This window comes from Agrobacterium sp. SOY23, assembly GCF_027212525.1.
GTDB classification, from domain to species: Bacteria; Pseudomonadota; Alphaproteobacteria; order Rhizobiales; family Rhizobiaceae; genus Agrobacterium; species Agrobacterium tumefaciens_I.
Window position 1 is genome coordinate 156,610 of record NZ_JAPWDT010000002.1, and the last position, 18,129, is coordinate 174,738.

An 18,129-nucleotide genomic window follows, 5' to 3' on the forward strand; every position below is an offset into this window, starting at 1 on the left:
GGTCGCTCCTCAAATATCGAAATTGATCATTTGGCGCATGATGAAAATTCCGATGAGCATCCATAGTCCGGATGCCCCCAGAATGATGTGTCCACGCAGATCGGTGAAAAGCACCGTGAGATAGTCGGGCGAGGTGAAATATACCAGCATCATCACGATGAAGGGCAATGCACCGATAATCACGGCGGATGCTTTTGCCTCCATGGACAGGGCGTTTACCTTGGCGCGCATTTTTCTGCGGTCACGCAATACCTTGGAAAGGTTGGACAATGCTTCCGAAAGGTTGCCGCCTGCCTGTGCCTGGATATTGATGACGATACTGAAGAAACTCACTTCGAAAAGTGGCATGGTCAGCATCATGCGCTCGATCCCCTGCGGGATGCCGATACCGACCTGCTGTGCGTCGACGACCCGCTGGAACTCCGATTTCACCGGCTCCTGACCATCCGATGCGATCAGTCGCACGGCATCGTTCAGCGGCAATCCGGATTTGATCGACCGGCACATGACGTCCAGCGCATTGGGAAATTCCTCAAGGAATTTTTTCTGCCGGCGCTTGAGAAGAAATGCCAGCACCCAGCGTGGCATGCCCAAAGCCGCGACCGCTCCGATGAGCAGGGCGAAGATTAACGACAGACCATAAAGAAGTGCGACGAGAACGGCTAAAACCGAAGCGCCGGCACTCAGGACATGAAACCGCCGAACGGAAATCGCCAGTCCGGCCTGCACCAGCTTGTCGCGCAGGCTGACATTCTTTGCTTTCTTCGCCTTCTCGGTCTGTTTCTTTTCCATTTCCCGCAGGTTGTCCTGCATGGATTTGCGGCGTTTGCTGAGTTCCTGGACGCGATCCCGCGCAGCCTTGATGTTTGTGTGATCCGTCTCGGCGGCCTGGACCCGCTTGAAGCGGCTGTTGGTCTTTTTCTCGACCTCTATCTGCTGGAAGAGAAAGGCATAGGCGAGCGCTCCTGCCGAGATGGCGACAAGTACGGCCAATAACACTATTGTCGGGTCCATGGCAGTCGCTTTCCTTAGGATGTCTTTTCCATCTCATCGAGCGCGGCCGCCAGACGCTTTTCTTCACCGTAATAGCGTGCACGATCCCAGAAATTGGGCTTGCTGATGCCGGTCGATACGTGCCTGCCGATCAGCCTGCCCTGTGCGTCCTCGCCTTCGATTTCGTATCGCATCAGATCCTGGGTAACGATGACGTCACCTTCCATGCCGATCACTTCGGTGATCTGCGTTATCCGGCGGGAACCGTCGCGCAGGCGCGCGGCCTGGATGACGACATCGATCGAGCCCGAGATGATTTCGCGCACGGTCTTGGCCGGCAGCGTGAACCCGCCCATGGCGATCATCGATTCGATACGGCTGAGGCATTCACGCGGCGTATTGGCGTGCAGCGTTCCCATTGAACCATCGTGGCCGGTATTCATGGCCTGCAAAAGGTCAAAAACTTCCGGTCCGCGTACTTCGCCGACGATGATGCGTTCGGGCCGCATGCGAAGGCAGTTCCTGACGAGATCGCGCATGGTGATCTCGCCTTCGCCTTCGATATTCGGCGGCCGTGTTTCGAGCCTCACCACATGCGGCTGCTGAAGTTGCAGTTCGGCGGTGTCCTCGCAGGTGATGATGCGTTCATCCCTGTCGATGAAACTCGTCAGGCAATTGAGAAGCGTGGTCTTGCCGGAGCCGGTGCCGCCCGAGATGACGACATTGCAGCGCACGCGGCCGATGATCTTGAGCAATGTCGCGCCTTCGGGCGTGATCGCTCCGAAACGCACGAGCTGGTCGAGCGTCAGCTTGTCCCTCTTGAATTTTCGGATCGTCAGCGCCGGGCCGTCGATGGCGAGCGGCGGCGCGATGACGTTGACGCGCGATCCATCCGGCAGGCGGGCGTCACATATGGGGCTCGATTCATCCACACGTCGACCGACCTGACTGACGATGCGCTGGCAGATGGAAAGCAGCTGGTTATTGTCGCGAAAGCGGATGTCGGATTCGATGGTCTTGCCGCCGACTTCGATGAAGGTCTGGCCGGAACCGTTGACCATGATATCGGCAATGTCGTCGCGGGCGAGAAGTGGCTCCAGCGGTCCGTAACCCAGGACGTCGTTACAGATGTCTTCGAGCAGTTCTTCCTGCTCGGCAATCGACATGGCGAAATTCTTGATCGTGATGATATCGTTGACGATATCACGAATTTCCTCGCGCGCGCTTTCCGCATCGAGCTTGGCGAGTTGTGAAAGGTCGATCGTATCGATGAGTGCGGAAAATACCTGGCTTTTGGTATTGTAATAATCTTCCGTGCGGGCACGTTTTTTCTGCACCGGCTGTGCCGTCGCCGCCTGCCGTGTTGCGGGCGATTGGCCCGGCTCAAGGGTGTCGATCGCGAGAGGGCGCGGCTCGGGCGCCGTCGCCACCTGCATTGGAACAGGTGCGGCAAGATCTGGCTTCGTGCTTCTGGCTGGGCCTTCAGACCCGCGTTTTCCGAACATCGGCGTTTCCGTCTAAAGGCGCAGAGGGAAGCCCTACTTGCGCTTGAGAATGCTTTTTAATTTGTCCAGACCACCGCGTCGGCTTTTGCGCAGTACGGTGCGGCCCGTAATGGTATGGGCAATTTGCGAGAAGGTTTCCGCGGTCTGGGATTTTTCATCCATCTCGCTGATCATGCGTCCGCTATTGGCGGCGTTTCCGAACAGCTGGGCGTCGAACGGAATGATGGCAATCGGCTCGATTTCCAGCGGCTCGAGGAAATCCGCGGGGGCGATTTCCGGACGTTTCGGCATGCCGACCTGGTTGAGAATGAGATGCGGCGGCTTATCGTTGGGCCTCAGTTTAATCAGCGCGTCGAACAGGTTCTTCGTATTGCGCAGATTTGCGAGATCGGGAACCGCGGTAATGACCACCTCGTCGGCTTCCGCGAGGACAGCCCGCGTCCAGTCGGACCATTGGTGGGGAAGATCCAGAACCGCAACCGGTGCGCTGCGCTGCAGAACTTCCAGGATCGGCAGAAATGCCTGACGGTCGAGATCGTAGGTTCTGTCGAGAAGAGATGGCGCCGCCAGAAGCGACAGATGGTCGGAACATTTCGTCAGAAGGCGGTCGAGGAACACCTCATCCAGCCGCTCCGGTGAAAAGACCGCTTCAGCCATGCCCTGGGCGGGATCCTGATCGAAATCGATATTGGCCGTTCCATAGGCAAGATCCATATCCGCCAGAATGGTCTCGGTGGAAAAGAGGTTGGAAATACCGAAGGCGCAATTATGCGCCACGGTCGAGGAACCCACTCCACCCTTGGCGCCGATGAAGGCGATGTTGCGGCCCAGCGGCTCCGCTTCCGGATCGACGAAGATCGCTGCGATCGAGGCCAGCAGATCGGCCATATTGACGGGCGCGACGAGATATTCGGAAATGCCGTTGCGAATGAGATCGCGATAAAGCGAGATGTCGTTGTGCCGGCCGACGATGATGACACGGGTGGAGGGGTCACAAACCGCTGCGAGGGGAGTGAGATCGTCCAGCAGCGAGGCGGGGACACTTGCCGTTTCGAGAATGATGAGATTGGGCGTGGGCGATGCGGCAAACATCGTGGCTGCCGCATTGATATCACCCTTGGTCACACGCAGCGTGACCTTGCTCATGCGCCGATCACCGGACAAGGCGTCCATGACACCCTGCATGTTGTCGCTGACGCAGAAAGCGTGAACGGAAATGCGGGGCAGGGGCCGCAGGTGGTCCATATCCGCAGCGCGCACTGGCTGCTCGGATTCGTCACCGCCGTTTGGCTTGATATCGTATTCTACAGCGCTCATCGTCTTTCCTGCCGTGACAAATGTGAAAACCGCATCAATCTGTCGCCGATGTCGAAGGCTTGCCGCGATAGTTTTCGATGACGACCGCTCGGCGCTCGGCATCGATCGGGCTCATGCCACGTGGACCGACCAGATCCATGGGATTGGCAATCTGCGCCGCGAGATTGCTCTGGGAAGCGCATCCGAAATTGTACCAGTTCTTGTTTGCGAAGGTATTATCCGAAAGGTCCTCGGGCCATTGGCCGCATTGGCCGGTCATGGCGGTAACCGCGACATAGCTCAGGCGGATGGGGGCGGAATCGCCATTCGGAGAAGCGGCATAGCGCGTCTCCATGATCTTGCCCGGCGCTACACCCGCACCGGAAAGCGTCGTGCGAATCTGTTTCGCCATTCGTGACGCGGCCGCCGAATTGGCCGATCCCGACGGTGTCTGAATATTGATGATACCGGTCGACATCGACGCATAATTCTGGGCGAAACCACGGACATTATCCGCCATGGCCGTGGTCAACCGGCTGTCGCTGGCCGAAACCGGAATATCCAGTGAATGCTCTGCTTCCGACAGGGTAATCGGATGGCGTGTGCGATAATCATCGGGAATGGCGTTGGTGGTCATCGGATCGCGTGCACAGCCCTGCAACAGGCCGGCGGCGAGCGCGGCAACGGCGACGAGACCGGCCCTTCTTCCGGACACGTGAAGGGGAAGGGAGGACGAGGTTTCCTGCATGACGTTTCCTGCCCGGATCGGGCGCGCTGTGAAGAGGGGATTTCGTGCACGTATCGTCATTTGTAGATGAACCCCACTGATCCCTGATAGGGAGCGGCCTGAACCTGGTCCTTACGGCCATAGACCTTGTTGACGCGGTTCATGAAATACATGGCGGCATCGTTTTCCGGGTTGAAGTTGTCATCCGGCCGGGCGATCTGGTTGCGGGCAACGGGGCGCACAAGATAGGGCGTCGCGATGATGACCAGTTCCGTCTCATTGCGCAGAAAGTCCTTGCTGCGGAAAAGCGTGCCGAAGATCGGGATTTTCGAGATGCCGGGGAGCCCGGACATGGCCTGTCGGACATTGTCCTGAACGAGACCTGCAATCACAATCGACCCGCCGGAGGGAAGCTCGACCGTCGTGGAGGTTTCGCGCTTGCGCACCGACATGTAGGTCGAGCCGGGAATCGTGCGGCCCGCATTGCCGGTCACAACGTTGCCTTCATAGGTCGGCTCGGACACATTGGTTTCAATTTTAAGACTGATACGGCCGGGCGAAAGCACCACCGGCTTGAAGTTCAACGTGATGCCGTAGTCGACGGTATTGGTTGTACGCGTAATCGTCGGCCGTCCGGTACTCGCGTCGATGTCGACTTCCTGTTCGGCAGGCAAGCGGAAATCTCCACCGACGTAGAATTTGGCCTGCTCCCCGGATATGGCGGTCAGACTTGGCTCGGCGAGAGTGCGTACCACGCCCGCCTGCTCCATTGCATTGAGATATGTTGCAAAACTCAGCGACCCGGAACCGATTGCTCCGCTGGCAATTCGCGAAGCGCCGCTGATGGCATTGCCAAGATTGGACGGATTTGCGAATTCGAAACCATTGCCGCTTGTCGAACTGCTGATCGAGCCGTTGAAGCCGAGCTGCTTCAGAACCTGCCGGCTTACTTCGGCGACGGTGACCTTCAGCGTCACCTGATCTTCACCTTCGATCGTCAGCATGTTGACGATTTGCGATACCTGCCGTCGCTCGGCAAAAATCGCCGCATCACCGCCGTTGTCGCCACCCGTCAGCGATATATTGCGGGTGGTGGCCTCACCACCCTTCAGGAAGGCTTCGGCGAGCTGCACGGCGCGCGCGGAGTCCTGCGGTGTGCGCACGGAGCCGGTAAGAACGATGTTGTCCGAAACGATTTCCACCTTGATGTCCGAGTCGGGAATAAAGCGGCGGATATTGGTCTCGAGCCCCGAGATGTCGCGCTCCACTTCCAGGTCGAGGCTGACGATTTCCCGGCCGCCTTCACCAAAAATGAAGATGTTGGTCTGTCCCACCGTTTTACCAAAGAGGTAGATGCGTTTCGACGTCCGGGTCACGGCGTCGGCAAGGCTCGGATCGGCAACAAGAATGTCATGGGCGTCTTCCGGCAGGTCGATGACCAGCGCCTTGTTCAAGCCCAGTTTCAGGCGTTTGCGAATGCCTGTGCCGCTTTCGGTGATCCGCACGATGCTTGCGCTTTGCGCCATTGCTTGGGTGATACGCAGAAACGCGGGCGAATACTGGCCCGGGATCCCTGAAAAAGCCATGCAGAATGCTAATCCGCCCGCCATGGATGAACGCAGGTGTTGTTTGAGACGTTTTGCCATGAGCCCTCCGGTCATTGCGATGCTCCCTGGCCGCTCTTCACAATCGAGCCGGATTTGATCACCTGAATTTCCGGCTGGCCGGACCCGCCATTGAGAAGATAACCGGCCGAAAGCGTGTCGTTTTCCTGGGCGTCGGCGACCGAGCGCAAAGCCAGTGTGAGGCGATCCGCCATTTGTTGCGCCACAGTTATGATCTTGGCCTGTTCGGGTGTCAGTTCCAGCGTGGCGGTTGCGCCAACCACGGCCGACACACCGTCTTCGCCTTCCTTGATCTGCTGGTCGATCGCCAGAACGCGGACGTTGTTCAGAACATTTTCGGTCAGAAAATTACCGTTATCGCCCTTGCGAACCATGATCACATCGACCCGGTCGTTCGGCAGCACGAAACCGCCCGCGCCGGTGGAAACGGAAATCTCCGTGGCGACGGCGCGTTTGCCGGCCGGCAAAAGCGAAGACATGATGCGTGTGCTGGAATCGACCACTTTTTCCGGGCGGATCGGTTCGCCTTCGAAGAGGGGCAGGCGCACGACCGCGCCCGTGAGTTCGGTGATGGCGTCGGGGCTTTTCGTTTCGGTTATGAAGCTGTCGACGACATTGCCCTGCGGCCATGGCGCCCAGCGCACCGAGCTATCGTTCAGTCGGCTGCCGACGGGCAGGTTAACCGAAGAAACGAGAACATTGACCGTCGGCTCTTTCTGGATGATCGTTTCCGCTTTTTCGATGACCTGCTTCGTGCCGGAAATCTGCATGGCGACGATACCGGCAAGACCGGCGGCCACCAAAGCAACGGATAGAATAACGATACGCGACGGTTTCATGCTCGATCCTTGGGGGAATCAGATTCTTCTCCCGTCAGGATGGCGCGTGATTGGTATAATTATGGTTAATATTGTTCTTTGATTTGTGGTTAACGGTTCGTGAAACTAGGCGACTGAAATAATCACCTAGTAAAGGCTTGCGATCGCTGCCTTCACGAGAGGGCTTTCCCCGTAGGTCAAGAGCCCTGCCGCGGCGATGCCGATACCGTAGGGAATTTTCTGCGCAACCATCAGGGAATCGGGAATTGGGATGCCGAAGGCCATGATTTCCTGTGAGCGTGATCGCAAAACCAGGATGCCGACCGTCAATATGCCGCCGATCAGTGTCACGGCCATTAGAAATTCTACGAGAGAAATGTTGAAGCCGTACCACACCGCCGCTCCCGTCAGCAGCTTGGCGTCGCCGCCGCCCATGACATTTGCGGCGAAGAGCGCGAAACAACCGAGAAAGACGGCCAGACCGGCAGCCAAGCTCAGGCCAAAGGTCTGCAAGTCCATTCCCGTAAAGGGCGCGACGAAGGCGAAAGACAACAAAAGCACGACGGCTATCACGTTAGGGATCGTCATGCTGAAAAGATCGTTCAAGGCAGCAAAACTGAGGCAGAGCGGAAGAATAAGAAAAATCGCTGCGACGATCATGATTAGCCTACCTTTGCCGACCTGAATCCGGCGAACGCCAAAAAATGCAGGTGATGCCCACGTTTTGGGGCATCACCTGCATTATGTTTTTCAATAATCAGACGCCGCCGGTGGAAGCCTTGGAGTTCGTAAACGACGTGTTGATGAAGTTGAAGGTCTCCTTGAGCTTGCCGCCGAGCGCGGTCGTGCCGCCAATGATGGCTACGGAAACAAGCGCGGCAATCAGGCCATATTCAATCGCCGTGGCGCCGGATTCGTCTTTAAGGAAACGAGCAAAAATCTTGGTCATAGGGTCTCTCCTAACTCTGTGTTGGTTCAGCACGCCGACAACTGTTCTCCGTTGTTCGGTTGCGTTCAAATTACAGTCGAGCGATTTCCAAGCGCTTAAAAAAAACGATTAACTCAAAGTAAACGGCAGGATGAGTTTCTCTTGGTAAATAAAAGAAAAAAGTATTCCGCTCATTTTTATATTTGCTGATAAACAAATATATTCCGGGGTCGGCAATTTCTCATTTCTGGAGAAGCGTTGTCTTAGAAAGCCGCGAATGTTCAATTTTGATGCGGGACAACCGGAAGCGAAAAATACCACCACCTCAGGCATGGTTACCATCCGCGTTGCAGATTTCCGCCATTTAACGCTTCATTCACTAAAACCGCGCATTCTGTGGCGCAATAAAGTGCGGGTAGAGCAAGGGCCAAACGCGTGTCATCCGGAAAACTGGCGAAAATTGTGGTCGGCTTGTCCGTCTTTCTAGGGGCCGCGTCGCAGCCTGTTTTTGCCCAGGAAGACATATTGCGCGTTTCGATGAATCACGCCCGCGTCCTCCGTCTCGACCGGCCCGTAAGCAAGGTTATCGTCGGGAACTCCAAAGTTGCCGATGCCACGGTTGCCGATGCGACCACCATCGTTCTGACAGGTCGCAGTTTCGGCACCACCAACCTTGTGCTTCTTGATGCCGAAGGCAATCCGATCGTGGATGAACGCATTCTCGTCTCCATCGACGAGGGCAATACGGTTCGTGTTTTCCGCCAGACGGAGCGCACCGTGCTTTCCTGCACGCCGAATTGTGAGCAGCATTCCCAAAACAGTGGCGATAAAGACGCCCAGCCGTAACTGCCTGGTCTCAGCGAGGCTGGAAGACGCCACGTTACCGCCTCACGAGCGGACGCCTTTGCATGAGGGGCAAAGGTCTCGCATCCATCGGTACGATATCAGTACGGTGGTTTTTTCCTGAGAAGAACGAATAAAACGAAAAAACCGCAACATGCTTCCCGGTATTACCGGTCGGCTTGTATGTTGCTGTTTTTTCGTTTGATTTCTTGATCTGGCTAAGATCAAAAATGGAATGGTGCCCAGAAGAGGACTCGAACCTCCACACCCTTTCGAGTACCAGCACCTGAAGCTGGCGCGTCTACCAATTCCGCCATCTGGGCGACGGAGAGCGATGTACGAGGGCAGCCGCCCGGTGTCAACAGACTTTTTGAACTTTTATGACGATCATTGATTTTAAAGGGAAAAAACTTGTTTGACACTGTTGAAACATGTCGCCGGGTCAGGTGTCGAGGCCTTCATGCTTCGTTCTGTCGACATGACCGAGGTCGCGCTCCGGGTCGATGATGTCACGGATTCTCTGTTTGAGTTCTTTTGGACCGGGAAAACCGCCGTCGCGTTTGCGTTCCCAGATGGTCGTGCCATCTACGGTGATCTCGAACACACCGCCGGTCGCGGGAGCGAGACTGACTTCGCCGATGTCCGAAGCGAAGGTCTGCAAGATTTCCTGCGCCATCCAGCCTGCGCGAAGCAGCCAGTTGCATTGCGTGCAATAACGGATGGTTATGCGGGGTTTGGTCTCGGTCATCCTCACGTCTCCTTCAGCGGTCAGGGGCAATCATGCTCACGACAATGTCAACCATAATACTCATGTTTTTACCGGGCGCCTGCTTGTTCTTATCACGCGGCTTTGCGAACAGAGAAGCTGTCGAAGGCTGAAACGTGGAGATACTATGGCCCAGTTCGAGAATAATCGTCAGCGTCTTTTCGTTCCGGCGGTCGCTCCGCTTTATGGTGCGGCGCATGATCTGGTGGAGACCGTTCTGCGCGTCACGGCCGGGCTTCTTCTCGTTACCCATGGTTTCGGCAAGATCGTCAATCCCTTCGGGGCTGTCGGCATGGTGGAGAGCCTCGGCTTTTACCCCGGCGTCTTCTGGTCGCCGCTCCTTGCCGCCACGGAATTTTTCGGCGGAATTCTGGTGGCCATCGGGCTCTTCACGCGGCCGGCATCCTTCGCCGCCATGATCGTCCTTCTGGTCACGGTCTATTTTCACGGCATCGTAAAGGCGGAAGGTCTGGGTGGTGCGGAAAAATCGATCCTGTGGGCGGCGATTTTCCTGTTCTTCGCCATTCGCGGCGGTAATCGGCATTCCGCGGATGCCAGGCTGGCGCGTGAATTCTAAGGCACATCGGGTCTATTGCCGCCCTGGCGATGTTGCGGCTCTTGAAAATCGACTTTTCCCGTGGTGAAGCTGGATTCGATCGGCAATCGTGGCCGATCGAATCCTTTTTCGTTACCAAGAGGCCCCATGCGCGTTGCAATCATCGAAAACATGGCGGGCACGCCGCATGGTCAAATCGGCATCGCGCTGGAAGAGGCGGCGGCGGACGTGCATGTCATTCGTGCCTATGCGGGTGAACCACTTCCGGCAGATGCGGGTGATCACGATGCGCTTGTGGTTCTGGGCGGCGAGCAGAACGCGCTTGACGATGCACTTTATCCCTATCTTCCAGATCTGGCGCTTTTGATGAAGAGGTTTGGCGATGCGGGCAAGGCGGTCATGGGCGTGTGCCTCGGCAGCCAATTGCTGGCACGCGCCTATGGAGGAGACAATATTCTCTCGGGCCCGCCGGAATTCGGCTGGGAAGATGTATCCCTGACGGAAGAGGGCGCGTCCGATCCGCTCTTGGCCGGGCAGGAAATGACCTTTCCCGTTTTTCAGTGGCACTGCGATACATTTACGCTTCCGCAAGGTGCCACGCACCTTGCGACAAACGGCGCGACCCGGAACCAGGCCTTTCGTATCGGTCGCGCGGCCTATGGCACGCAGTTTCATTTCGAGGCTTCCACCACGGTGGTCGATGGCTGGTGCCGGACCTTCCCTGCTTCCGTTGAAAAAATGTCACCCGGCTGGCTCGACAATTACCGCGACCACCGCGGTATTCGCGCGCAGATGGCCGACATGGCCGGTCTGGAAATTGCCCGTGCCTGGGTGCGGTTGGTCTGACTGGCGCGATTATCGGTTGCGAATTGAACCGAGGCTGCGCAAAATTGCCGTCGGTTCATCCTGATTTGCAAACGAGGCGCAAGGATCATGTACAAATTCGAAATCTACCAGGACAAGGCTGGCGAATATCGTTTCCGCTTCAAGGCATCCAACGGAGAAACGATGTTTTCATCCGAAGGATACAAGGCGAAGGCATCGGCCATTCATGCGATCGAATCGATCAAGAGAAATTCTCCCGGCGCAGATACGGTTGATCTGAGCTCCATGACCGCCTGAGCCCCGCCATTTGTGCGAGGGCTGGAATATTGGCCTGCCAGAAATGACGGGCATTTTGGCAGACGCCCGCGTAAAGATAAGATTCAGTCTTTTTTGATAATCTTCCGTTAGCATTTGTATTTCGAGGTTTCCGGGCGGCGTCAGAGTGCCCCCGATTTGTTTTGCGTACGGGTTCTCATGCGTTCATCGGCTGTACCAGCACTTCTTTTCGGTTGCCTTCTGCTTGGTGGCTGCACGTCCAGTTCCGGGCCGGAAAGCCTGATGGCAGGCTTGCCTTCGAAGGAAACGACGAGTTCGGTCACGCCGGCCCCGGTGCCGCAGGCAAGTGTCGGCACTCAGGTCATCGCGGCCCAGCCACGCCAGGAAGTCCTGGCATGGGGCGGGCCCGTGCCCCAGGAACCCAAGGCCTTTTCGGCTGTTACCCCGCACGCATCCCTGCCGCAAAATGCGCCTGAAATCCGTTTGCCGGTTCCGTCACAGACCGGAATGGTGCGGCCGGCGGAACGTCCCACGATCAACCAGATGGACCGTCCGGTGCAATTGGCCATGGCCGCGGCGCCGGCTGCGAGCGCCGGCGCCCAGATCCGCTCACGCATTTTCCGCTCCAGCTTCAGCGACGCCAAGCCAATCAATTTCGGCAGGGTTCAGCCGCGCCATTTTCAGGTCCACGGGGTGGATGTGTCCCGCTGGCAGGCGAATATAAACTGGCCGCAGCTGCGCACGCGCGGAGCCAATTTCGCCTTCATCAAGGCGACCGATGGCGGTGATCATCTCGACCCGATGTTCCGCACCAACTGGCAGCGCGCAAAGGAAGCCGGCATCCGCCGTGGCGCCTATCATTTCTTCTATTGGTGCCGCAACGCCAGCGAACAGGCGGACTGGTTCATTCGCAACGTCCCGCGCGATCCGGACGCGCTGCCGCCTGTCATCGACGTGGAATATAACGGCGAATCGAGCTGCAAGATGCGCCATTCCCGCGAACGCGTGCTGGAAAAGATGCGCGTCTTCATGGACAAGCTCGAGCGTTATTATGGCCAGCGGCCGATCATCTATACGGCGCCCGATTTCTACAAGGACAACCTCCAGGGTGAATTCCAGGATTACCCCTTCTGGCTGCGCGCCGTCGCGCAGCACCCGTCGGTGGTTTATCCCGGCCGCAAGTGGCTGTTCTGGCAATATTCCGGTTCCGGCCTGTCGCATGGTGTCGACGGCCGTATCGATCTCAACGTCTTCAACGGTAGCGAGGATGCCTGGCATCGCTGGGTGGATCGCCGTTCGAGCTGACGAATAGCTGGCATCAGCGCGCGAATTTTCTGGCGCCCGCAACACACAGAACCACCACCAGCGTAACGCCGATCATGGCCGGGCTCACCTCCTCGTGCAGCAGGGTTGCAGCCAGCGCGAGCCCGAAGAAGGGCTGGAGCAGCTGCAACTGCCCCACCGCGGCGATGCCACCCTGTGCCAGCCCGCGATACCAGAAGACGAAGCCGATCAGCATGCTGAACAGGGAGACATAGGCAAGGCCACCCCAGGCCTGCGGGTCTATGCCGGCAAGCGTTTCCGGCCCCGTGAAAAAGGCAAGCGGCAGCATCACCGGCAGGGAAAGAACCAGCGCCCAGGAGATGACCTGCCAGCCGCCCAGCTTGCGGGAAAGGGCTGCTCCCTCCGCATAGCCCAACCCGCAGACGATGATTGCGCCCAGCATCAGAAGGTCGCCGGCAAGCGAGGCCTCGATCCCGGCGGAAAAGGAATTCGACAGGGAGAAGCCCGCAACCAGCGCACTGCCCAGGCAGGAAAACAGCCAGAAGATGGGGCGCGGGCGTTCCCCGCCACGCAGCACGGCGAAGATTGCGGTTGCGAGCGGCAGCAGCCCCACGAAAACAATGGAATGTGCCGAGGTGACATGCCGCAGGGCCAGGGCGGTCAGGAGCGGGAAACCGACGACGACACCGAGCGAGACGATAAAAAGCGACGTTAGATCATCACGCGCCGGGCGCCTCTGCCGGAACAGGAAAAGCAAAGCGAGCGCCAATAGCCCGGCAATGCTGGCGCGGGCAACGGTCAGGAATACCGGATCGAAACCCGTCACCGCAATGCGTGTCGCGGGCAGTGAGCCGCTGAATATCACCATGCCCGTCAGGCCGTTCAGCCACCCGCTTGTCGTCTTGTCCATTCTCATCTCCTGCGTTTTGCTTTTCTTGATCCCGAACGGCTGGCGCGAACAGCGACAGTCCGATACAATTTCAAGAAACTGTTATGGTTGTGAGAGCAGTACGGTTGGGAATGGATGTGGACGGACAAGTCGCGGCAGGCACACGCATAGACAAGGTGATGGCCAGCATTCGCCAGCGCATCGCCGCACGCAGCCTCGTTCCGGGAGCGCGCCTGCCCTCCGTGCGGGCATTGGCAAAGACCATGCAGGTTTCCACCTCCACCGTCGTCGAGGCTTACGACCGGCTCGTGGCGGATGGGACGATAAGCTCACGGCCCGGTTCCGGTTTTTTTGTCTCGGGTCCGCTTGCGCCCCTGTCGCTGGCCGATATCGAGCCGCGGTTCGACAGGGCGGTGGATCCCTTATGGGTTTCGCGCCAGGCGCTGGATGATGGTGTGACCCTTGCCAAGCCCGGTTGCGGCTGGCTTCCCGCATCATGGATGCCGCAGGAGGCATTGAGGCGGGCGATGCGGGGGCTCGCCCGCGCCGATGCCGCCTTGCTGACGGATTATGGCAGCCCGATGGGGCTGTTGCCGCTGCGCCAGCTTCTGTCGCGCAGGCTGGCCGAACACGGTGTGCAGGCAGGCACAAGCCAGATCATGCTCACCGATTCCGGCACGCAGGCGATCGATCTTCTCTGCCGTTTCCTGCTGCAGCCGGGGGATACGGTGATTGTCGACGATCCCTGTTATTTCAATTTCCATGCCCTCTTGCGGGCGCATCGGGTGAAGATCGTCGGTGTGCCCTATACGCCAACCGGACCGGACCTGCCGCTTTTCGAACAGGCTCTGAAAGAGCATCAGCCACGGCTATATATCACCAATTCCGCCATCCATAATCCCACGGGCGCAAGGCTTTCCGCCGTTTCCGCGCATCGTCTGCTGATGCTGGGCGAACAGGCGGGCCTGACCATCATCGAGGATGATATTTTTGCCGATTTCGAAACCCAGGCGGCTCCCCGGCTGGCGGCCTTCGATGGTCTGAACCGCGTCGTCCAGATCGGCAGTTTTTCCAAAACACTGTCGGCTTCCGTGCGGTGCGGTTTCATCGCGGCGCCCCAGGCATGGGTGGAAGCCCTGACTGACCTCAAGATCGCCACTGCTTTTGGCGGATCCCATTTTTCGGCGGCATTGATTCTCTCGCTTCTGACGGACGGCAGTTACCGCAAGCACGTCGAGGCTCTCAGGCAGCGTCTCGCGGCAGCGGTGCCGGAGGCGTCGGCGCGTCTGAAATCGGTTGGGTGTATCCCGTGGATCGAGCCGCAGGCGGGCATGTTTTTGTGGTGCCGCCTGCCGGATGGGGTGGATGCCGCCGACGTGGCGCGCAGGGCGCTTTCCCGGCAGGTGGTTCTGGCACCGGGCAATGTGTTCAGTTCCTCGCAGAGCGCCTCCGGTTTCATGCGTTTCAACGTCTCGCAAATGGCTGGTCTGCAGGTCATGACGGTGCTGGCAGAGGCCCTTCGGCAGGCGCCGGATCGCCACCTGTCCTGAATGGGTGGCCGGAATCGGAACAAAATCGCGTGAAGACCGTTTTCTCCGCAGAATGAAGAGGAGGAAACACCATGACATTCGATCCCAACAACCCGCGTCCGGACCGCGATCTTCGTCCGGAAGTGAATATCAGCAATGAACCACGTGCCCGCACGTCATCGTCCTGGGTGCCGTGGCTGGCGATCATCGCTGTCGTACTGGTGGGCATTTTCGCCTGGTCGCAGATGAGCGGCCCGACCACCGATCCGGCAACGACGTCCTCCACCACGCCGCCTGCGGCAACGGATCAGGCACCGGCACCCATGGCTCCGACTACTCCGGCAACGCCGCCTGTGAACAATACCGCACCGGCAAGCCCGAATACCGGCGGCACGCAGACCCAGCCTTAACGGGCCTGCTGATATGAAAAAACCACCTGCCTTCGGGCAGGCGGTTTTTTCGTGCGCGCAATCCGTCTACGGTCTCTAAAGCTGCTCCATGGCGGAGGGGTGGTTGGAAACGTGGGACCAGCGGGCAATCGATTCTTCCGCGAGCGCCGAAAGCCTGATGCTTCCGAAGCGGGACAACAGAATATTTTCCGCCTCGTTCATGGCGTCGAAAAGTGCTGCGTTGACGGCCTGCTCGATGACGCAGTTCGGATTGTCGCCCGCCAGCCCTATCGAGAAGAGTTCCGGTGTTCCGAGCGCCCGGTAGATATCGAGCAGCGTGATTTCGCTGAGCGGCCGCGCCAGCACCCAGCCGCCGCCATGGCCTTTTTCCGAGGATACATAACCATGCTCCCGCAACCCGGCCATGGTCCTGCGCACCACCACCGGGTTGGTCTGCAGCATGGCGGCGATGCTCTCGGACGTCGCCGCACCCTCGTGTTTTTCCATATGGATCAGAATGTGAAGCACCCTCGAAAGGCGCGTATCGTGTCTCATCGTTCAGGCCCGGTTCTCTTAATCAACGCTACCATCTTCCCGATGACGTAACAATATAAGTTGCGTGACTATTGACTCCTCATTTCATGTAACAATATAAGTATCGTGAAACGATGGCGGTTCCGCCTTGGTCCCTAAACGGTGGTGCATCATGAAATTCGACGTCATTATCATCGGCGGCAGCTATGCCGGCCTCTCGGCCGCCCTGCAGCTTGGCCGTGCCAGAAAAAACATTTTGATCGTGGATGCAGGCGAGCGCAGGAACCGTTTCGCCAGCCATTCGCACGGATTTCTCGGGCAGGACGGCAAGGCACCGGGCGACATTATCGCCGAGGCGCGCCGCCAGATCGAACGCTACCAGACGATAGATCGGGTTGAGGGCAGGGTGACCGATGCCTCCGGGTCTTTCGGCGATTTCGTGGTCGAGATCGACGGCACTCGCCGCGAAAGGGCGGATCGGCTCATCCTTGCCATGGGTGTCACCGATGAATTGCCGGATATTGCTGGGCTGAAGGAGCGCTGGGGCTCTTCGGTTTTCCATTGCCCCTATTGTCATGGTTACGAACTCAACCAGGGCAAAATCGGCGTCATTGCGGCTTCGCCCCTGGCCATTCACCATGCGCTGATGCTTCCGGACTGGGGTGAGACGACCTTTTTCACCAACGGCATATTCGAGCCGGATGCGAACCAGAACGCGCAATTGTCGGCCCGGGGTGTGCAGGTGGAAAAAGCCCGCATCAGGGAAATTGCCGGGCACGCGGATGTGGTTCTTTCGGATGGGCGCAGCATTGCTTTGGCTGGTCTTTTCACCCAGCCGAAATTGCGGATCGCTGCCGGCTGGATCGAAAAACTCGGCTGCGCGGTGGAGGAGGGGCCGATGGGGGCGAGCATCGTGACGGACCCGATGAAACAGACCACCGCCCGCGGCATCTTCGCCTGCGGTGATGTGGCGCGACCCGCCGGCTCGGTCGCCCTTTCGGTGGGGGACGGCGCCATGGCAGGGGCTGCGGCACATCGGTCGATCCTGTTTCCGGAATGACTAATGCGAGATAAGGCGCAACCATCGGCCCGGCGGCATGCCGAAGGCATTTTTGAAATGCCGGGTAAAATGCGCCTGATCCGCAAAGCCGCAGGCAAAGGCCGTTTCGGCAAGGCTCGCACCCGCGCGCATCATGTCCTTGCATTTTTGCAGCCGGCGCATGATGAGATAACGGTGCGGGCTGGTGCCGAACAGGCAACGGAAGTGCCGGAAGAGCGTGAAGCGGTCGAGCCCGCTTATCTGCTCCAGCTCCTGTGACCCAACGGTGTCGGCGCTGTTCTCCAGCAGATAGTCCCGGCACCGCAGAACGGCGGCACGGTCGATCCACTTGATGGGTCTGGCGCTTCCGTTCGAATGTTTCCAGAGCAGATCCGAAAGCCGCGATTGCCAGTCGGTGAGAAGCAGACTGCCAGGTTCACCGTCGAGATTGCCGAGTGCCTCGGTCAGGCATTGGCGAAATTCTTCGTCTTCGATGACGGCACTTTGGGCAAAGGGCAGCGTGTTATATCCCGCCTCTGTCGTTTTCTCCGGTGGAAGGTAGAGCATGCGATAATGCAGGCCTTCCTCCGTGCCTGCGCCGCCATCGTGAACTTCATCGGGATGCAGAACGATGACATTTCCCGGCATGCTGAAATGCGATGTGCCGCGATAGGAAAAGGTCTGGACGCCGGAAAGCGTGACGCCGAGCGCATAGGTATCATGGCGATGCGGCGCATAGGCATTGCCGTGAAAGCGCGCTTCGATGCGCTCTATGCCCTCGCTGGAGCGGGCCTGCATGATCCCTTCGAATTTGCACGAACGTTCAAGATCGCTGACGCCCCGAGGCGTTAGAATATCTTCTCTTTCGTAACCACAGCCGGATTGAGTTCGCATGTTTGATACCAAGATCGCCGTCATCCTTCGCGATGACCTTGCCGTGTGGCAAAAACTGAACGTCACCGCATTTCTCATGTCCGGTATCGTCGCCCAGACCGGAGAGATCATCGGGGAACCATATCGCGATGGGGCAGGCAACGTCTACAATCCGCTGTCCATCCAGCCGATCGTGGTCATGGCCACGGATCAGGAGGCGTTGCGCAAAATCCACCAGCGTTCCCTAGAGCGCGATGTTACGACATCGCTCTATATCGAGGAGATGTTCGCCACCGGGCATGATGTCGCCAATCGTCAGGTGTTTTCGGAGTTTTCTCCCGAAACTGCCAGGGTGGTCGGCATGGCGCTCAGGGCCGACAGGAAGATCGTCGACAAGATCACCAAGGGTGCGAAGCTGCACGCCTGAGGATGTG

General features: G+C 58.3%; 23 protein-coding genes and 1 tRNA gene. 10 read left to right on the plus strand and 14 right to left on the minus strand.

Features of this window, described 5'->3' with window-relative positions; translation table 11 throughout:
- Window positions 1–9: 9 nt before the first annotated feature.
- The 9 genes from O3S81_RS05920 to O3S81_RS05960 all read right to left on the minus strand — a co-directional run bounded on the left by O3S81_RS05920 (window position 10) and on the right by O3S81_RS05960 (window position 8,225).
- On the minus strand, window positions 10–1,014 hold the full coding sequence (locus tag O3S81_RS05920) for a type II secretion system F family protein (RefSeq protein ID WP_269341531.1): 1,005 nt from the start codon (window positions 1,012–1,014) through the stop codon (window positions 10–12).
- 14 nt (window positions 1,015–1,028) lie between these two features.
- Entirely contained in the window at window positions 1,029–2,498 is a 1,470-nt protein-coding gene (locus O3S81_RS05925) for a CpaF family protein (protein WP_269341532.1), read from the minus strand.
- Window positions 2,499–2,531: 33 nt separating this feature from the next.
- Complete coding sequence (locus O3S81_RS05930) at window positions 2,532–3,815, minus strand: AAA family ATPase (protein WP_269341533.1); 1,284 nt, start codon at window positions 3,813–3,815, stop codon at window positions 2,532–2,534.
- A gap of 34 nt (window positions 3,816–3,849) precedes the next feature.
- Entirely contained in the window at window positions 3,850–4,542 is a 693-nt protein-coding gene (locus O3S81_RS05935) for a CpaD family pilus assembly protein (RefSeq protein WP_269341534.1), read from the minus strand.
- 56 nt (window positions 4,543–4,598) lie between these two features.
- Window positions 4,599–6,182, minus strand: a complete 1,584-nt coding sequence (locus O3S81_RS05940) for a type II and III secretion system protein family protein (RefSeq protein WP_269341535.1) — start codon at window positions 6,180–6,182, stop codon at window positions 4,599–4,601.
- Window positions 6,179–6,985, minus strand: a complete 807-nt coding sequence (gene cpaB, locus O3S81_RS05945; RefSeq protein WP_269341536.1) for a Flp pilus assembly protein CpaB — start codon at window positions 6,983–6,985, stop codon at window positions 6,179–6,181. The genes O3S81_RS05940 and cpaB overlap by 4 nt, the downstream gene beginning before the upstream one ends.
- Window positions 6,986–7,111: 126 nt before the next feature.
- The gene (locus O3S81_RS05950) at window positions 7,112–7,624 is read right to left on the minus strand and encodes an A24 family peptidase (RefSeq protein ID WP_269341537.1); all 513 of its coding nucleotides are present in this window, start codon (window positions 7,622–7,624) and stop codon (window positions 7,112–7,114) included.
- A gap of 97 nt (window positions 7,625–7,721) precedes the next feature.
- Window positions 7,722–7,913, minus strand: a complete 192-nt coding sequence (locus O3S81_RS05955; protein WP_269341538.1) for a Flp family type IVb pilin — start codon at window positions 7,911–7,913, stop codon at window positions 7,722–7,724.
- A 108-nt stretch (window positions 7,914–8,021) separates the two neighbouring features.
- Window positions 8,022–8,225, minus strand: coding sequence for a hypothetical protein (locus O3S81_RS05960; RefSeq protein WP_269341539.1), 204 nt, complete (start codon window positions 8,223–8,225; stop codon window positions 8,022–8,024).
- On the opposite strand from O3S81_RS05960, the gene O3S81_RS05965 reads away from it, so the two are divergent.
- Both O3S81_RS05965 and O3S81_RS05970 read left to right on the plus strand, forming a co-directional pair.
- Window positions 8,170–8,379, plus strand: coding sequence for a hypothetical protein (locus O3S81_RS05965; RefSeq protein ID WP_269342454.1), 210 nt, complete (start codon window positions 8,170–8,172; stop codon window positions 8,377–8,379). The genes O3S81_RS05960 and O3S81_RS05965 overlap by 56 nt on opposite strands.
- On the plus strand, window positions 8,355–8,738 hold the full coding sequence (locus O3S81_RS05970; protein WP_269342402.1) for a pilus assembly protein N-terminal domain-containing protein: 384 nt from the start codon (window positions 8,355–8,357) through the stop codon (window positions 8,736–8,738). Before O3S81_RS05965 ends, O3S81_RS05970 begins: the two co-directional genes overlap by 25 nt.
- A gap of 233 nt (window positions 8,739–8,971) precedes the next feature.
- Here O3S81_RS05970 and O3S81_RS05975 read toward each other — a convergent pair.
- Window positions 8,972–9,058 (minus strand) — tRNA-Leu (locus O3S81_RS05975).
- 119 nt (window positions 9,059–9,177) lie between these two features.
- Window positions 9,178–9,483, minus strand: a complete 306-nt coding sequence (locus O3S81_RS05980; protein WP_269341540.1) for a SelT/SelW/SelH family protein — start codon at window positions 9,481–9,483, stop codon at window positions 9,178–9,180.
- Between the two features lie 145 nt (window positions 9,484–9,628).
- Between O3S81_RS05980 and O3S81_RS05985 the strand changes: the two genes are divergently transcribed.
- The 4 genes from O3S81_RS05985 (at window position 9,629) to O3S81_RS06000 (ending at window position 12,463) form a co-directional block, all read left to right on the plus strand.
- Window positions 9,629–10,078 (plus strand): DoxX family protein, encoded by a 450-nt coding sequence (locus O3S81_RS05985; protein ID WP_269341541.1) that lies wholly within the window; start codon window positions 9,629–9,631, stop codon window positions 10,076–10,078.
- A 126-nt stretch (window positions 10,079–10,204) separates the two neighbouring features.
- On the plus strand, window positions 10,205–10,903 hold the full coding sequence (locus O3S81_RS05990; RefSeq protein ID WP_269341542.1) for a type 1 glutamine amidotransferase: 699 nt from the start codon (window positions 10,205–10,207) through the stop codon (window positions 10,901–10,903).
- 87 nt (window positions 10,904–10,990) lie between these two features.
- Complete coding sequence (locus O3S81_RS05995) at window positions 10,991–11,179, plus strand: YegP family protein (protein ID WP_269341543.1); 189 nt, start codon at window positions 10,991–10,993, stop codon at window positions 11,177–11,179.
- A gap of 177 nt (window positions 11,180–11,356) precedes the next feature.
- A complete protein-coding gene (locus tag O3S81_RS06000; protein WP_269341544.1) occupies window positions 11,357–12,463 on the plus strand; it encodes a glycoside hydrolase family 25 protein in 1,107 nt (368 codons plus the stop codon).
- A gap of 13 nt (window positions 12,464–12,476) precedes the next feature.
- Here O3S81_RS06000 and O3S81_RS06005 read toward each other — a convergent pair whose 3' ends face one another.
- Window positions 12,477–13,352 (minus strand): DMT family transporter, encoded by an 876-nt coding sequence (locus O3S81_RS06005; RefSeq protein ID WP_269341545.1) that lies wholly within the window; start codon window positions 13,350–13,352, stop codon window positions 12,477–12,479.
- 116 nt (window positions 13,353–13,468) lie between these two features.
- On the opposite strand from O3S81_RS06005, the gene O3S81_RS06010 reads away from it, so the two are divergent.
- Window positions 13,469–14,881, plus strand: coding sequence for an aminotransferase-like domain-containing protein (locus O3S81_RS06010; protein WP_269341546.1), 1,413 nt, complete (start codon window positions 13,469–13,471; stop codon window positions 14,879–14,881).
- Window positions 14,882–14,952: 71 nt separating this feature from the next.
- Window positions 14,953–15,270, plus strand: coding sequence for a hypothetical protein (locus tag O3S81_RS06015; protein WP_269341548.1), 318 nt, complete (start codon window positions 14,953–14,955; stop codon window positions 15,268–15,270).
- Between the two features lie 75 nt (window positions 15,271–15,345).
- Here the strand turns inward: O3S81_RS06015 and O3S81_RS06020 are convergent, their stop codons facing one another.
- Complete coding sequence (locus O3S81_RS06020) at window positions 15,346–15,804, minus strand: Rrf2 family transcriptional regulator (protein WP_269341550.1); 459 nt, start codon at window positions 15,802–15,804, stop codon at window positions 15,346–15,348.
- A 151-nt stretch (window positions 15,805–15,955) separates the two neighbouring features.
- Between O3S81_RS06020 and O3S81_RS06025 the strand changes: the two genes are divergently transcribed.
- The gene (locus O3S81_RS06025) at window positions 15,956–16,843 is read left to right on the plus strand and encodes an NAD(P)/FAD-dependent oxidoreductase (protein WP_269341552.1); all 888 of its coding nucleotides are present in this window, start codon (window positions 15,956–15,958) and stop codon (window positions 16,841–16,843) included.
- Here O3S81_RS06025 and O3S81_RS06030 read toward each other — a convergent pair whose 3' ends face one another.
- Complete coding sequence (locus O3S81_RS06030) at window positions 16,844–17,620, minus strand: AraC family transcriptional regulator (RefSeq protein WP_269341554.1); 777 nt, start codon at window positions 17,618–17,620, stop codon at window positions 16,844–16,846. It abuts the gene before it with no gap.
- Window positions 17,621–17,714: 94 nt separating this feature from the next.
- On the opposite strand from O3S81_RS06030, the gene O3S81_RS06035 reads away from it, so the two are divergent.
- Window positions 17,715–18,122: a DUF2000 family protein gene (locus O3S81_RS06035; RefSeq protein WP_269341555.1), complete on the plus strand. Its 408-nt coding sequence runs from the start codon at window positions 17,715–17,717 to the stop codon at window positions 18,120–18,122.
- The last annotated feature ends 7 nt before the right edge of the window (window positions 18,123–18,129 follow it).

What these genes read in the sequence shown, in the direction of transcription:
- O3S81_RS05920 (WP_269341531.1), bottom strand. Translation starts at nt 1,014, where the DNA reads ATGGACCCGACAATAGTGTTATTGGCCGTACTTGTCGCCATCTCGGCA.
- O3S81_RS05925 (WP_269341532.1), bottom strand. Translation starts at nt 2,498, where the DNA reads ATGTTCGGAAAACGCGGGTCTGAAGGCCCAGCCAGAAGCACGAAGCCA.
- O3S81_RS05930 (WP_269341533.1), bottom strand. Translation starts at nt 3,815, where the DNA reads ATGAGCGCTGTAGAATACGATATCAAGCCAAACGGCGGTGACGAATCC.
- O3S81_RS05935 (WP_269341534.1), bottom strand. Translation starts at nt 4,542, where the DNA reads ATGCAGGAAACCTCGTCCTCCCTTCCCCTTCACGTGTCCGGAAGAAGG.
- O3S81_RS05940 (WP_269341535.1), bottom strand. Translation starts at nt 6,182, where the DNA reads ATGACCGGAGGGCTCATGGCAAAACGTCTCAAACAACACCTGCGTTCA.
- cpaB (WP_269341536.1), bottom strand. Translation starts at nt 6,985, where the DNA reads ATGAAACCGTCGCGTATCGTTATTCTATCCGTTGCTTTGGTGGCCGCC.
- O3S81_RS05950 (WP_269341537.1), bottom strand. Translation starts at nt 7,624, where the DNA reads ATGATCGTCGCAGCGATTTTTCTTATTCTTCCGCTCTGCCTCAGTTTT.
- O3S81_RS05955 (WP_269341538.1), bottom strand. Translation starts at nt 7,913, where the DNA reads ATGACCAAGATTTTTGCTCGTTTCCTTAAAGACGAATCCGGCGCCACG.
- O3S81_RS05965 (WP_269342454.1), top strand. Translation starts at nt 8,170, where the DNA reads ATGTTCAATTTTGATGCGGGACAACCGGAAGCGAAAAATACCACCACC.
- O3S81_RS05960 (WP_269341539.1), bottom strand. Translation starts at nt 8,225, where the DNA reads ATGCCTGAGGTGGTGGTATTTTTCGCTTCCGGTTGTCCCGCATCAAAA.
- O3S81_RS05980 (WP_269341540.1), bottom strand. Translation starts at nt 9,483, where the DNA reads ATGACCGAGACCAAACCCCGCATAACCATCCGTTATTGCACGCAATGC.
- O3S81_RS05985 (WP_269341541.1), top strand. Translation starts at nt 9,629, where the DNA reads ATGGCCCAGTTCGAGAATAATCGTCAGCGTCTTTTCGTTCCGGCGGTC.
- O3S81_RS05990 (WP_269341542.1), top strand. Translation starts at nt 10,205, where the DNA reads ATGCGCGTTGCAATCATCGAAAACATGGCGGGCACGCCGCATGGTCAA.
- O3S81_RS05995 (WP_269341543.1), top strand. Translation starts at nt 10,991, where the DNA reads ATGTACAAATTCGAAATCTACCAGGACAAGGCTGGCGAATATCGTTTC.
- O3S81_RS06000 (WP_269341544.1), top strand. Translation starts at nt 11,357, where the DNA reads ATGCGTTCATCGGCTGTACCAGCACTTCTTTTCGGTTGCCTTCTGCTT.
- O3S81_RS06005 (WP_269341545.1), bottom strand. Translation starts at nt 13,352, where the DNA reads ATGGACAAGACGACAAGCGGGTGGCTGAACGGCCTGACGGGCATGGTG.
- O3S81_RS06015 (WP_269341548.1), top strand. Translation starts at nt 14,953, where the DNA reads ATGACATTCGATCCCAACAACCCGCGTCCGGACCGCGATCTTCGTCCG.
- O3S81_RS06020 (WP_269341550.1), bottom strand. Translation starts at nt 15,804, where the DNA reads ATGAGACACGATACGCGCCTTTCGAGGGTGCTTCACATTCTGATCCAT.
- O3S81_RS06025 (WP_269341552.1), top strand. Translation starts at nt 15,956, where the DNA reads ATGAAATTCGACGTCATTATCATCGGCGGCAGCTATGCCGGCCTCTCG.
- O3S81_RS06030 (WP_269341554.1), bottom strand. Translation starts at nt 17,620, where the DNA reads ATGCAGGCCCGCTCCAGCGAGGGCATAGAGCGCATCGAAGCGCGCTTT.
- O3S81_RS06035 (WP_269341555.1), top strand. Translation starts at nt 17,715, where the DNA reads ATGTTTGATACCAAGATCGCCGTCATCCTTCGCGATGACCTTGCCGTG.